Consider the following 14,631-nt stretch of genomic DNA (forward strand, 5'->3'; position numbering starts at 1 on the left):
CATTATACTCAATAGTCTCTTTCCCCCAACATGTCCAAAAAAACAAAAAGATAATTAAAATATTGAAAATAATAAACCCAATAATCAATAAGACATTAATGGAATACCAAAATGAAAACTTTGAATACTCATCAAGACCACGATAAGTTCTAATAATATGAAACGGTGTAAGCACAGCCATGATTGAAGAAAAAATATAAAAGAAACCTGTCTTCTTAGATGGCATAATAATTTTAGTTACATCTTTTTCATTAAATATTTTTGCTCTATCGTAATATAACATACAGTAGTTAAGCTGTTCTGGTTGCGTTAAGGATTGAACGGTTTGTTTAAGCTCCTCGCAGAGAGCGAGTAGTGAAAGCCTGACCTACTTTTGTCATTAAAACAAAAGTAGGTAACGCCATTATTAAATTACCCTAACAAATCGTCATCGTTAGCCTCTGGTTTTGGGTCGCCTGCTGGCTCTCCTCCTCCATCACCTGATGGTGCATTTGCATCTGCAGCGTAATAATCTTCAAAAATTTCTTTCATGTCGATACCATAACGTTCTGCAAAATTCTTTTGAATATCTTTATCCTTCTCACGAATTTCTTGTAGAGCTTCAGCATAACTACCGTAAACACCTTGCATTACTTTTTCGTGAACCGGAATATTATCCATCATTTCTTGACGTGCTTTAGCACTTGCAGTATGCATTGCTGCTAAAGTTTCACCAATGTGCTCATCGGTTTTAACACCTAAGTGTTCTAAAATAGCAGCAAACTCTTGATCTGTACGTGCTTTTAATGCTACGATGTAACCATCGTAATATTTAAGACGCTCATCAGTATCACTTTTTAATTTAGCTCGATGTGTTTGTAAATTACTACGTAACGAGGTTAATACCTTAATCGTTAAGTTGTGCTTGTGTACAAAACTGTCTTTAGAAGCAGCTAGTGTTGTATAGGCGTTCTTAAGACCTTCTAACTCTTCAACTTTTTGCTCTAGTGTGGTTACTTTTCCTAATGCTTTAGAATATTCTTCTGACTGTTTATCAGCAACTTCCTCTAAAGCTTGACGTGCTTGTTTTAGTAAAGCATATTGCTCTTCGAGCTTATCTTCTACCTCTTTTTTCTTTTGAAGTGCTTTTGTATGATTATTACTAGCTTCTACAATAGCTGTTTTAAGACTTTCTTCAACTTCTTTAATTTCGAGTTCTCTATCTTTTAAACGCTTAATTGCTGCTTGACTCTTAAATGACAGTTCGTTTAACAATGTTTGAACATCTGCAGTTTCAATACGTTGTTGAAACATGGCTTTTGCCTTGTTATCTGCAGCATCACGTACTTTTTGTGCATCTTTTAATTCGTCTTCAGCAGCTTTAATTTTACTTTTTCTTCCCCAAAGGTTATTCCACCACGTATCTGGTTTGTTATTTGCATCTTCAAGCTCAACTTTAGCACGTTCTAAACGCTTTATTGCATCATCGATGATTTTTTGTTCAGCAGCATTTAAAGCCGAAAAGCCTTCGAACATAATACCAACTTCATCTTGATAGTCTGTTAAATCCTTAATAGCATCTAGTAAAGTAGATCTGTCCTTTTCTGCCATATCTACAACATTGTCTAATGTTGCGTTTAATATTTTCTGACGACTTTCTGGATCATCCTCTTGAGCCAATTTAGACTTCATTTGGTCTATGGCTTTTCCCCAGTTTACATCTACTTTTTCAGCTTTTTCTTGTGAGCTAGTCTCTAATAAATCAAAATCATCAGACATATTTTATAGTGTTATATAGTTGAACAAATATCGGATAAGCAATTTCGGTAATTTTTTATGACTATAAAAACTTTACCTACTAAATTATAAGTAGCGTTTGTAATAAAATTGTTACAATATTTTAATTTCAAAATACTGTTCAATATCTTTATAAAAACAATAAGCTATGAAATCATCTAAAAATATACTAATAGTGGTTGCTACAGTATTTATAATAAGCTGTAAAAATGAAAAACCAAATTCAGATATAGTAATAATAGAGAAGGAAATAATCACTTCAGAAGTTGTAAAAGTAATTCCGATAAAACATGGTACTTTAATTCTGGAAACAGATACTGAGGTTATGTATATTGATCCTACAGGAGGAGCAGAAGCTTTTAAAGGACAGAAAGCACCAACCTTAGTATTAATCACTGATATTCATGGTGATCATTTAAGTACAAAAACACTTAAGAGTCTTAATCTAAACAAAGCGACTATTATTGCACCTAAAGCTGTTGTCGAAAAACTTTCAAAGGATTTAGGTAAGACCATAATTACTCTGAATAATAATGATGTTTACATCTATAATAACATAAACATTGAAGCTTTGCCTATGTATAACTTAAGAGAAGAGGCATTAAAGTTCCATACAAAAGGGAGGGGAAATGGTTACCTGCTTACAGTAAAAGGTGAAAGGATTTACATTTCTGGTGACACTGAAGATATTCTTGAAATGCGAGGTCTCAAAAGTATAGATAAAGCCTTTGTTTGCATGAACTTACCTTACACAATGACTGTTGAAAGCGCAGCAAGTGCAGTTTTAGAATTTAAACCAAAACGTGTCTTCCCATACCACTATAGAGGTACAGAAGGATTAAGTGATATTGATTTGTTTAAGGAATTAGTGAATAAAGGGGATAAATCTATAAATGTGGTCTTTTTAAATTGGTATTAGTAATTTAAATGTTAAATTTTAAGTTGTTAACAAGTTCTTAAATACTGTATTTAGTCGATAAACAGTGTGTTTTATCGAAGTATTTAATCACTTTGTCGATGAAATATTCAAAAATATATTGTAAATAATTTAAAATTAAGTATTTATCTTTTACTTTTTTTTTATATTAGCGCTATAGAACCCAAATCTAAAATTATTAATAATGTTTAACAACCTGCTTTTTAAGGCTTTAGTCGTGACTACTACACAACTTACAATGATATTAATAGCCGTAGCCTCTATATTTATAGTCTTTATACTTATAGCAATCATTAAGATGTATAAACTTAAGGCAGAAAATAAAAAGCTAATGGAAACAAATGCATTTAAAGATGTTGATGAATCCTATAAAGATTTTACTAGTGGTCATCTTTATGGTGATAATTAATATTAAATTTTATGGAATTAATTTCCACGCTATCTAATATTGTGACTCTTAGCGATTCATCTGAAAAAATTATAACATCCTATCAATAGCAACTTTTACGTTCTGTATTTTATTGATTATAAATTTACTTAAGATTCGTAAACTAAAATCAAGAATAAAACATTTAGAAGACAAATAATATAAATAAAAAAGCCAGCATCTGCTGGCTTTTTTATTTTAGTAGAGTCTCATATAAGTTACCTAACTAACTTTCTATACTTAATACGTTTTGGCATTAAATCACCACCTAAACGTTTCTTCTTATTTTCTTCGTATTCACTAAATCCACCTTCAAAGAAATAGACTTGTGAATCACCTTCAAAAGCTAAAATGTGTGTACATATTCTATCTAAGAACCACCTGTCGTGACTAATTACTACTGCACAACCTGCGAAATTCTCTAAACCTTCTTCTAGTGCTCTTAATGTATTGACATCTAAATCATTAGTAGGCTCATCTAGAAGTAATACATTACCTTCTTCTTTTAGCGTCATGGCTAAATGTAAACGGTTACGCTCACCACCAGAAAGCAGTTTCACTTTCTTATTTTGTTCACCTCCTGAGAAATTAAATCGACTCAAATAAGCTCTAGAATTCACTTCTTTTCCGCCCATCATCACTAGCTCTTGCTCATCGCTAAAGTTTTGCCAAATTGTTTTTTCAGGATCTATATTAGAATGCTTTTGATCTACATAGGCAATCTTTGCAGTTTCACCAACTTTGAATTCACCTTTATCTGGTGTTTCCTCTCCCATTATCATTCTAAAAATTGTCGTTTTACCAGCACCATTAGGTCCAATAACACCAACTATTCCAGCTTGTGGAAGATTAAAGTTTAAATCGTCATATAACAATTTATCATCATAGCCTTTAGCTACACCAATAGCTTCAATGACATTTGTTCCTAAACGTGGACCATTTGGTATATATATTTCTAGCTTCTCATCTAGCTGCTTTTGATCTTGACTCATTAACTTGTCATAGTTCTTTAAACGTGCTTTTTGCTTTGTCTGTCGACCTTTAGCTCCTTGACGTACCCAATCTAACTCCCGCTCTAATGTTTTCTGACGTTTAGAAGCTACTTTGCTTTCTTGTGCCATACGCTTAGATTTTTGATCTAACCAAGACGAATAGTTTCCTTTCCAAGGAATACCTTCACCTCTATCTAACTCTAATATCCAGCCAGCAACATTATCTAAGAAATATCTATCGTGTGTTACTGCAATCACAGTTCCTTTATATTGTGCTAAATGATGCTCTAACCAATGTACAGATTCTGCATCTAAGTGGTTAGTTGGCTCATCTAATAATAGCACATCTGGTTCTTGTAATAATAAGCGACATAAAGCAACACGACGACGTTCACCACCAGAAAGTACACCTATCTTTTTATCACCATCAGGTGTTCTAAGCGCATCCATAGCTATTTCTAGCTTGGTGTCTAACTCCCACGCACCTGCAGCATCTATCTGATCTTGTAGCTCAGCCTGACGATTCATAAGCTTTTCCATCTTATCAGCATCAGAATAGACTTCTTCTAATCCAAATTGGTCATTTATACTGTTGTACTCATCAAGAATCGCAACTGTTTCTGCAGCTCCTTCTCTAACGATTTCCATAACTGTTTTCTCATCATCTAATTTTGGCTCTTGCTCTAAGTAACCTACAGAATAGTCTTGCAGGAAAGTAACATCACCTTGAAAATTTTTATCAACACCAGCAATAATCTTCAGTAAAGTAGATTTACCAGAACCATTAAGACCTAAAATTCCAATCTTAGCTCCATAGAAAAAACTTAGGTATATATTCTTTAATACAGGTGTATTAGCTCCTTGAAAGGTCTTTGTAAGACCAGACATTGAAAAAATTACTTTTTTATCGTCACTCATTATACACGTCCTTTTAAAGCGTTAAACACCCAAGCAACAGCAAAAAAACCAATGCCAACAGCCGCAAAGCCCCAACCTGCAACTTCGTTATATCTAAAAGCACCTAAGCAAATTAATCCAAGTCCTACAATAATCATAATTGTGGTAGCCCAAGCCAACACAGTATTTTTATTCATTGCCATAATCTTATTCTATTTAGTTTTGATAGTTAGTCGAAACACAAATATCGCCATTTTAAATAAAAAAAGCATCCTATATATGGATGCTTTTCGCTATTAATCAATTATAATATAATCTAGCTCATAGGAACTTCTACTATAATCAATTCTGAATTCTTACTTGATTCTATTGAAATAGTATCCGTTTCATAAACACCTATGGCGTCTCTTTTTGAAAGGGAGTTATCCTCAATTTTTATTTCTCCATCAACAACGAAAATGTATAGCCCATTGTTTTCGGACTTTAAACTTAAATCTATAGAATGATTTGAATCTAAATTTGTTTTATAGATATAAGCTTGTTGACTAATTGGCAAGGCATCACCTTCTAATTTATCTTTTGGTGCTACAATTGTTTGCAATGCATTTTTTTTGACTTCTGCCTTAAATGAACGTTGCTCGTAATTTGGCTTAACATTCATTTTCTCTGGTATTATCCATAACTGAAGAAAGTTAACCTCATCTGTTTTGCTGTCGTTAAATTCTGAATGTGACAAACCTGTACCTGCACTCATCACTTGCACTTCTCCTACTTCTATAGCGCGCTTGTTTCCCATATTATCTTTATGAGAAAGAGATCCTTTTAACGGGATGGAGATGATTTCCATGTTTTGGTGTGGATGTGTACCAAACCCCATTTTTGCCTGTACGACATCGTCATTTAGCACTCTTAGCATCCCAAAATTCATTCGTTCTGGATCTTGATAACTCGCAAAACTGAATGTATGATTAGATTTTAACCAGCCATGATCTGCGTAGCCTCTTGTGTCTGCTTTGTGAATTATTGTTTTCATAAAAAAAATGTTTTTTATTAATTTTAATAGACCTGCTAGGTTTAAAAAAACCTAACAGGTCTTTAGATATTTTAACTCGCTGGAAGAAAACCCATTTTACCCATCTGGTAATCACGCATTGCTTCCATTATTTCTGTTTGTGTATTCATTACATACGGTCCATAAGTAGAAACTGGCTCGTTAAATGGTTCACCAGATAAGAATAGCAACAGGCTCTTTTCATCAGCCTCAATTGTAAAATGATCGCCATCCTGATTAAACTGAATCATTTGGTTTTTATTTAGCTCTAAGGTTCTTGCTCCATTCACTTTCACTTTCCCTTTTAAAAGATATAACATCCCTTGATGCGAATCTGGAAAAGATATGGTTTGCTCACCACCTTCTTTTGCTTCAATCATAAAAGTATTAACTGGTGTTTGAGTCGCAATTTTTCCGTAAATCTGATTTAATTCACCAGCTATGATTCTAGTTTCTACTTTACCATCTTCTGAAGTTACAATTCTAAAATCCTCGTACTTAGAATGCTGATAATTAGCTTCAATCATTTTCTTTTTAGCTGGAAGATTTAACCATAATTGAATTCCTTCAATCGTTCCTCCCTTTTTTACAAAATCCTTTGTTGGACCTTCTGCATGAATAATTCCTCTGCCAGCAGTTGTCCATTGCACATCACCAGCTTTTACAACACTATTATTACCTAATGAATCACGATGCAATTGTTCTCCTTGAACCAAAAATGTAATAGGCTCAAAACCTCTGTGTGGATGTGGCCCTAAATCGAACGGATTACTTTTTTCATTGATTTCATAAGGTCCATAGTGATGTAATAGTATAAATGGATCTACCATTTCTATCTGTTGAGTTGGCAATGGTTGACGTAATCTTATTGGTCCCATATTTACCATGTCACTCCGTCCTACTCTTTTTATTGTATTTAGTTTCATATTTTTATTCTTTCATTACAATACTTTCCATGGAAAGTATTTGATTAAAAAAATACGCTTGTATTCCTCTTATTGAGATTCCTGGTTTTGCAGGAATTTATTAACGCATTTTATCAAGCAGGTTACTTAATTCTTCTGCTTCTTGCTCATTTAAATTTTTAAGCAAGTCTTTATTCAAATTCTTAGGAATAGACTTTAATAAATCTTTTCCTTGTTTAGTAATTGCAATCTTAACAACGCGCCTATCATGTTCAGAAGGTAAACGTTCTATATAGTTTTTTGCACAAAGTTTATCCATTAATCGTGTGGCATTTGGAGAACGCTCTAACATTCTGTCTTTAATAGTCTGAACATTTAATGCTTCACCTGCGCCATTTAATATTCTTAGAATATTATACTGCTGTGGAGAAATTCCGAAGTCTTTAAAGAATTCATTTTGACAACTCGTAATCCAGTTGGCTGTATAAATAATGTTTAACAGCGCTTTTACTCTATTGTTTTCAAACTTCGAATTAATATCTTTTTCTAAATCACCCATATTAAAGACTTTCTGTAAACTGTTCTACTTCTTCTAATAATTGATTATTTAATTCTTCGTTAGTAATCTTTCCATCAGAAAAATTATCATCAAAAGATGGTAAACTAAAACTGCCAACTATATTTCCACCCATATATCCAAAACGGCCTTGAGCAATTTCTAAAACTGTTGCTCCACCTCTAGCTCCTGGCGATGTTGCCATTAATAACATGGGTTTATCATTCCATAGTTTTCCGTCTATACGAGACATCCAATCAAATAAGTTTTTAAATACTGTTGCATAGGCACCATTATGTTCTGCTAATGACAATACAATACCATCAGTCGATTTCACTATATCTAAAAACTTCTGTGCATTATCTGGAATGCCATCCGAAAGCTCCAAATCCATACCATATAATGGTAGTTTAAAATCATTTAGATCTAAAACAGTGACTTCTACTCCACTTACTAATGATGCTGCATAAGCTGCTAACTGTTTATTTATTGAAGTACTACTGTTACTTCCTGCAAATGCTATTATATGTTTCATATTTAAGTTCTTTTTATTATTTGTTAAAACAAATATAAGATAAAAATATTTATATTCCAAGGAATATATTTCCATGTAATTAATATTTAACGTTTCATTAAGTTTTATTGCCTAAATTGTAATTAGAAACTTTCGTAAATTCGTGCAAAACAAAAATTAAGTTGTAATCATAAAAGATACCCACTTTCGGGCAATGCATATGGATATCAAATTCAATAAAAACGAAGATCACAATAAACTCCTACTCTCTGACTTGAAGAAGCGCCTAATAAAAGTAAAACTTGGTGGTGGCGAAAAGAGCATGGAAAAACATCGTGGTAAAGGTAAAATGACTGCACGTGAACGTATCGACTATTTACTTGACAATAAGGCCAAGTCAATTGAAATCGGTGCTTTTGCAGGAGATGGTATGTATGAGCAATATGGTGGATGTCCTTCAGGTGGTGTTGTTATAAAAATTGGTTATATAAAAGGTAAACAATGTATAGTTGTTGCAAACGATGCAACCGTGAAAGCTGGCGCATGGTTTCCTATAACAGGAAAAAAGAATCTTAGAGCTCAAGAAATAGCTATTGAAAATCGATTACCTATTATCTATCTTGTAGATAGTGCTGGTGTATTTTTGCCTATGCAAGATGAAATCTTTCCTGACAAAGAACATTTTGGTCGCATTTTTAGAAACAATGCAGTAATGAGTAGTATGGGAATTACCCAAATCGCTGCCGTTATGGGAAGTTGTGTTGCAGGCGGAGCCTACTTACCTATTATGAGTGATGAAGCTTTAATCGTTGACAAAACAGGAAGTATTTTCTTAGCAGGAAGCTATTTAGTAAAAGCTGCTATTGGAGAATCTATAGACAACGAAACTTTAGGTGGAGCAACAACGCATTGCGAAATTTCTGGTGTTACAGATTATAAGGCAAAAGACGATAAAGATGCATTAGACCGTATCAAAAATATAGTTGACAAGATTGGTGATTTTGATAAAGCTGGATACAATAGAGCAAAAGCTTTAAAGCCTAAAGAAAACCCAGAAGACATCTATGGCATACTTCCGAAAAGTAGGGCTGACCAATATGATATGAAGGAAATTATTAAACGAATAGTTGATAATTCTGAATTTGATGAGTACAAAGAAGATTACGGAAAAACCATTATTACAGCTTATGCTCGCATTGATGGTTGGGCTGTTGGTATTGTTGCAAATCAACGTCAATTAGTGAAAACTGCAAAAGGTGAAATGCAATTTGGTGGAGTGATTTATAATGACTCTGCTGATAAGGCAACTCGCTTTATTGCCAATTGTAATCAGAAAAAAATTCCTTTAGTGTTCTTACAAGATGTAACTGGCTTTATGGTTGGAAGTAAATCTGAACATAGTGGTATTATTAAAGATGGTGCGAAAATGGTAAATGCGGTTAGTAATTCTGTGGTTCCAAAATTCACTATTATATTAGGAAACAGTTATGGTGCAGGAAATTATGCGATGTGTGGCAAAGCTTATGATCCTAGACTAATTGCAGCTTGGCCAAGTGCTGAATTGGCTGTAATGAGCGGAAATTCTGCTGCCAAAGTGTTGTTGCAAATTGAAACTGCTTCACTTAAAAAGAAAGGTGAGACCATCACTAAAGAGAAAGAGGAAGAATTATTTAATAAAATAAAAGACAGATACGATAACCAAGTCTCACCATATTATGCTGCATCTCGAATTTGGACAGACGGTGTCATTGATCCCTTAGATACAAGAACTTGGATTAGTATGGGAATAGAAGCAGCGAACCACGCTCCTATCGAAAAACCTTTTAATTTAGGCGTGTTACAAGTGTAACCTCAAAATATTACATATAATTATGTCTCTTTTTTACTCATATTTCAATATAAAATAGAAACGTAACTAAGACTATGTTTAGATTTTCTATTTCATCTGAACAAAAAATAATTCAAATTATTCATGCAACATTTTAAAATTATATTGGTGTAGTATGCAACAAGAACAAACGAAAAAACAGCCGCTTTATGTTATAATATTACTCTTATTAGCAGCAGAGGCTGTTTTTATTTTACCTTTTGTATTACCACGCATTTTTAGAACTACTTTTTTAGAATCTTTTTCTATTAGTCAAACCGAATTAGGAAGTTGTGGTTCTGTTTATGGAATTGTCGCTCTAGTCTCTTATTTCTTTGGAGGCCCTCTTGCTGATCGGTTTAAACCGAATTTATTAATGTCAGTAGCATTGGTTCTCACAGGTCTAGGTGGCTTATACTTAGCGACTTACCCTAATCTTGTAAGCCTTCATATACTATATGGGTTTTGGGGTTTTACAACTATTTTTCTGTTTTGGGCAGCAATGATAAAAGCAACAAGAATTTGGGGAGGAACAAATAAACAAGGTATTGCCTTTGGCTTTTTAGATGGTGGTCGTGGTTTGGTAGCTGCACTTTTTGGTTCTGTTGGAGTTCTTATTTTCTCACTATTTATTACAAAAGACATCGAACTGACTTCGGTTGAAGAACGACGTATTGCTTTTAGGGAAGTTATCACTTACACTTCTATTGCGGTTATTACAATAGGGATTATTGTGTTTTTCTTTTTGAAATTGAATATAGAAAAAGCTATTAAAACAGAAAAGACTTCAAAACTTATTACAATTGAAAATTTTAAAATAGTCATGAAGTTTAAGGCCGTTTGGTTACTAATGATTATTATTCTTTGCGCATATTATGGGTACAAAATGACTAACCTTTTTAGTCAATATGCTGAACAAGTGATGGGTTATGATAAAATAGAAGCCGCCAAAGTTGGGACGTATCTATTGTATATGAGACCCGTTATTGGTGTTGTCATAGGTCTATTAGCAGATAGAACAAAAGCTAGTCTCTGGATTATTGTAGGATTCTTTTTAATGGCAGTTACAAGTTTAGTTTTTGCTCTTGGCATTATAAACGATTCTACTCCCTTATTATTTATTTTATCTATAGGTACAATGGCTATAGGTGTTTACTCTGCAAGAGTGCTATATTTTGCTACTTTAGAAGAGGCAAAAATACCTTTGGCAGTTACAGGAACTGCAGTAGGATTTATTTCTGTTATTGGCTATACACCAGATATCTTCACAGGTCTAATAAATGGTTATTTTTTAGATGCTTACAATAAAGAAACTGGGCATCAAATTGTTTTTGCAATCATGTGTGGCTTTGCTTTAATTGGATTAATAGCATCATACAAATTGTATAGACATTCTAAAAATAAAGCATAAAAAAAAGAGCGCAAATTGCGCTCTTCAATATATATTAAAAACTAACGAGCTAATAATTAAGCACGCTTAGCTTTCTTCTCTTCTCTTATTTCTTTAAAACGCTCAATAGCCGAACCAAAAATCCAATAAGGAACTACAAATGTTATAAGGAATATCATTAACCAAAACCCAATAGTTAATATGGCTAAAAATGCTAAAAATCCTAAATATTGGTCAAAATCGAACATAGTTTTGTTTTATTTACGTTTTAGATACTGCAAAGATATAACCAATTAATAAGTTTTACAATAGGAAACCTAGTTTTATTAACACGAAATAAACATTATAAGCTCTTTACATGGTATTCAACTAATCCATCAATTGGTCTTCTTACAAAATTACCAACTTTAAATCCGTACTCTGCAGCGATTTCTTTAATTTCATCCTGGGCAAAATAGGCGATTGAACCTGCAAAATGTACTATAGTACCTTTATCTAATTCATCCTTAAATTGAAGAATCATATTTTCTGTAAATAAGCGAATACCTTTCTTTATAACTTCTCTAATATATTCTGAATCCTTGTTTAAAAACATAAATTCGGCATGATCTGCTAGGTAAGCACTAGCATTAGGTTGTTTATAAAGGTTATGTTTAATAAAGTCGGCTTCTAAATTATGCTTATGTTCAAATGCTAACTTTATAGTTTCAGGCATTTTATTAAAATAGTAGTCTCTTATTAGTTGTTTACCAAAATAATTACCGCTTGCATCATCCATTAATAAAAACCCTAAACTATCAACACGTTGATGCAAATCTTTGCCGTCAAAATAACTACAGTTAGATCCTGTTCCTAAAATACAGACTACTGCAGCCTCATTGTTAGAATTAATACATGCTCTTACTGCTGCAAAAGTATCTTCTCTTACTTCTACTAATGCCTTCGGAAAATAGGTTTCTAACACAGACTTTAATAACAATCTAGGTTTCTGTGTACCACAGCCAGCTCCATAAAAGAAAACGTGAGTTATCTCATTTGCTAAAGCCATAAGTTCTTCACTTTTACGGACAATTTTTTTTAGCTTTTTTTCTTCTATGATTGCAGGATTTAATCCCTTTGTTCTTATTTTTTCAACAGCTTGAGTACCATCTTTAGCAATAGCTATCCAATCGCACTTTGTTGAACCTCCATCTGTTATTAAAATCATAATAGTTAAAAATTAAAAACTCTATTGGTATGAGAAAATCAAAACTTCACGGAATTTTGAATTAGTTTTATTTCTTATAAGTTGTTTACTTTCTGAGCTAAATCTACAAGTTTGTTAGAATAACCGAACTCGTTATCGTACCAAGATATTAATTTAAAGAATTTAGAATTCAACTCTATAGAAGCATCAGCATCAAAAACACTTATTCTTTCTTCACTCACAAAATCTTGAGATACTACAGCATCCTCAGTATAACCTAAAACACCATTCATTGAGCCATTCGCTGCTTTTTTCATAGCTGCTTTAATTTCTTCTAACGAAGTATCTTTATTAGTCTTAACAGTTAAATCTACTACAGATACATCTGCTGTAGGTACTCTAAAGGCCATACCAGTTAATTTTCCGTCTAATTCTGGAATTACTTTTCCTACTGCTTTTGCCGCACCAGTTGATGATGGAATAATATTTACAATTGCAGAACGACCCAAACGGTAATTTTTACGCGAAGGAGCATCTACTGTAAATTGAGTAGAAGTAGCTGCATGTATTGTTGTCATTAAGGCTTCGTCGATACCAAAATTATCTTCGATTACTTTAGCTATAGGTGCCAAACAGTTAGTAGTACAAGATGCATTAGATACTATTGTATGGTTTGAAGTTAAAGCGCCATCATTAACTCCCATTACAAACATAGGTGCATCTTTACTTGGTGCAGAAATTACTACTTTTTTTGCGCCACCATCAATATGATATTGTGCCGTTTCTAACGTTGTAAAAATACCTGTACATTCTGCAACTACGTCAGCTCCTGCTTCGTCCCACTTTAAGTTTTTTGGATCTCTTTCTGCAGTCACTCTGATTATTTTTCCATCTACTACTAAATTTCCATCTTTAATTTCGATTGTACCATCGAATCTTCCATGTACAGAATCGTACTTTAAAAGGTAGGCTAAATGCTCTACATCTAACAAATCGTTAATCGCTACAACATTAACATCACTACGTTTTACTGTTGCTCTAAAAACTATTCTTCCTATTCTACCGAATCCGTTGATTCCTAATTTTAAATCTGACATATCTCTACTATTAATTAATTTTTCGTTTGTTATTAAATTGACATTATTTCCGAAACTCTAAGGAGTTCCATGTTAATTTTTGATTTTCCTTTTACTGCTTGATCAAATGGAGTTAAATCTATAATATCGTTTTTAAGACCAACCATGAAATTGCTTTTACCTGTGATTAAACTTTCTACAGCTTTTACTCCCATTCTACTTGCTAACACGCGATCAAAACAAGATGGTGCTCCTCCTCGTTGCATGTGGCCAAGAACAGAAACTCTTACTTCATATTCAGACATGTTTTCATCAATATAATCCTTAAGTTCAAAAACACTCTTTCCTATTTTATCTCCCTCTGCAACAACCACAATACTTGAAGATTTACCTGATTGTTTACTTCGTCGTAAAGATTCTACTAATCTGTCTAAACCTAAATCTTCTTCGGGTATTAAAATCTCTTCTGCACCAGCACCAATACCAACGTTTAAGGCAATATGACCAACATCGCGTCCCATTACTTCTATAAAGAATAAGCGATTATGAGAACTTGCTGTATCTCTAATTTTATCGATAACTTCTACAACTGTATTTAATGCTGTATCGTAACCTAAAGTATGTGTAGTTCCGAAAATATCATTATCTATAGTGCCAGGAATTCCCATTACAGGAAAGTTATACTCCTGATTAAAAATCATAGCACCAGTAAAGCTACCATCACCACCAATAACCACAAAAGCATCTATACTTGCTTTTAATAATTGCTCGTGTGCTTTTGCTCTTCCTTCTTTTGTTCTGAATTCTTTAGAACGTGCAGATTTTAAAATTGTACCTCCTTTATTGATTATGCCTTTTACACTACGTGCATCCATTGAAACAAAATCTCCATCAATCATGCCTTCGTAGCCTCTATAAATACCAATACATTCTATATTATGAAAAGCACATGCTCTTACTACAGATCTAACGGCAGCATTCATCCCTGGAGAATCACCTCCTGAGGTCATAACACCTATTTTTTTAATTGTATGTAACATTTATATAACAATTTTGA

The 14,631-nt window shown here is 33.2% G+C and carries 16 protein-coding genes; 4 read left to right on the plus strand and 12 right to left on the minus strand.

From position 1 onward, the window contains the following. Together AAC053_RS06035 and AAC053_RS06040 are read right to left on the minus strand one after the other, a co-directional pair. On the minus strand, positions 1-283 hold a 283-nt coding region (locus AAC053_RS06035), incomplete at its 3' end, for a hypothetical protein (RefSeq protein ID WP_339754065.1). A gap of 128 nt (positions 284-411) precedes the next feature. Then, complete coding sequence (locus AAC053_RS06040) at positions 412-1,758, minus strand: microtubule-binding protein (RefSeq protein ID WP_339754067.1); 1,347 nt, start codon at positions 1,756-1,758, stop codon at positions 412-414. A gap of 166 nt (positions 1,759-1,924) precedes the next feature. Here AAC053_RS06040 and AAC053_RS06045 point away from each other — a divergent pair, with 166 nt between their 5' ends. Both AAC053_RS06045 and AAC053_RS06050 read left to right on the plus strand, forming a co-directional pair. After that, entirely contained in the window at positions 1,925-2,695 is a 771-nt protein-coding gene (locus tag AAC053_RS06045; RefSeq protein ID WP_339754070.1) for an MBL fold metallo-hydrolase, read from the plus strand. A gap of 202 nt (positions 2,696-2,897) precedes the next feature. Then, entirely contained in the window at positions 2,898-3,122 is a 225-nt protein-coding gene (locus tag AAC053_RS06050; RefSeq protein ID WP_339754073.1) for a hypothetical protein, read from the plus strand. 236 nt (positions 3,123-3,358) lie between these two features. Here AAC053_RS06050 and ettA read toward each other — a convergent pair whose 3' ends face one another. From ettA to AAC053_RS06080, 6 genes are all read right to left on the minus strand, one after another. Then, positions 3,359-5,050 (minus strand): energy-dependent translational throttle protein EttA, encoded by a 1,692-nt coding sequence (ettA, locus tag AAC053_RS06055; protein WP_339754075.1) that lies wholly within the window; start codon positions 5,048-5,050, stop codon positions 3,359-3,361. Then, positions 5,050-5,226, minus strand: coding sequence for a CAL67264 family membrane protein (locus tag AAC053_RS06060; protein WP_339754078.1), 177 nt, complete (start codon positions 5,224-5,226; stop codon positions 5,050-5,052). Before AAC053_RS06060 ends, ettA begins: the two co-directional genes overlap by 1 nt. Positions 5,227-5,345: 119 nt before the next feature. Then, entirely contained in the window at positions 5,346-6,062 is a 717-nt protein-coding gene (locus tag AAC053_RS06065; RefSeq protein ID WP_339754081.1) for a pirin family protein, read from the minus strand. Between the two features lie 71 nt (positions 6,063-6,133). Then, a complete protein-coding gene (locus AAC053_RS06070; protein ID WP_339754083.1) occupies positions 6,134-7,006 on the minus strand; it encodes a pirin family protein in 873 nt (290 codons plus the stop codon). A 100-nt stretch (positions 7,007-7,106) separates the two neighbouring features. Next, positions 7,107-7,544, minus strand: coding sequence for a MarR family transcriptional regulator (locus tag AAC053_RS06075; RefSeq protein ID WP_339754086.1), 438 nt, complete (start codon positions 7,542-7,544; stop codon positions 7,107-7,109). 1 nt (position 7,545) lies between these two features. Next, a complete protein-coding gene (locus tag AAC053_RS06080; protein WP_339754089.1) occupies positions 7,546-8,076 on the minus strand; it encodes an NAD(P)H-dependent oxidoreductase in 531 nt (176 codons plus the stop codon). A 199-nt stretch (positions 8,077-8,275) separates the two neighbouring features. On the opposite strand from AAC053_RS06080, the gene AAC053_RS06085 reads away from it, so the two are divergent. After that, positions 8,276-9,904, plus strand: coding sequence for a carboxyl transferase domain-containing protein (locus AAC053_RS06085; protein ID WP_339754092.1), 1,629 nt, complete (start codon positions 8,276-8,278; stop codon positions 9,902-9,904). Between the two features lie 154 nt (positions 9,905-10,058). After that, positions 10,059-11,333, plus strand: coding sequence for an MFS transporter (locus tag AAC053_RS06090; RefSeq protein WP_339754095.1), 1,275 nt, complete (start codon positions 10,059-10,061; stop codon positions 11,331-11,333). 56 nt (positions 11,334-11,389) lie between these two features. On the opposite strand, the gene AAC053_RS06095 is transcribed toward AAC053_RS06090, so the two are convergent. From AAC053_RS06095 to pfkA, 4 genes are all read right to left on the minus strand, one after another. Continuing rightward, entirely contained in the window at positions 11,390-11,560 is a 171-nt protein-coding gene (locus AAC053_RS06095; protein WP_339754098.1) for a hypothetical protein, read from the minus strand. Between the two features lie 95 nt (positions 11,561-11,655). After that, complete coding sequence (locus tag AAC053_RS06100) at positions 11,656-12,519, minus strand: N-acetylglucosamine kinase (RefSeq protein WP_339754102.1); 864 nt, start codon at positions 12,517-12,519, stop codon at positions 11,656-11,658. Between the two features lie 74 nt (positions 12,520-12,593). Next, the gene (gene gap / locus AAC053_RS06105; RefSeq protein WP_339754104.1) at positions 12,594-13,595 is read right to left on the minus strand and encodes a type I glyceraldehyde-3-phosphate dehydrogenase; all 1,002 of its coding nucleotides are present in this window, start codon (positions 13,593-13,595) and stop codon (positions 12,594-12,596) included. 32 nt (positions 13,596-13,627) lie between these two features. Further along, the gene (gene pfkA, locus AAC053_RS06110) at positions 13,628-14,614 is read right to left on the minus strand and encodes a 6-phosphofructokinase (RefSeq protein WP_339754108.1); all 987 of its coding nucleotides are present in this window, start codon (positions 14,612-14,614) and stop codon (positions 13,628-13,630) included. Positions 14,615-14,631 lie beyond the last annotated feature (17 nt).

Origin of the sequence: uncultured Winogradskyella sp., from assembly GCF_963975125.1 — a bacterium.
In the GTDB taxonomy this organism is placed as follows: domain Bacteria; phylum Bacteroidota; class Bacteroidia; order Flavobacteriales; family Flavobacteriaceae; genus Winogradskyella.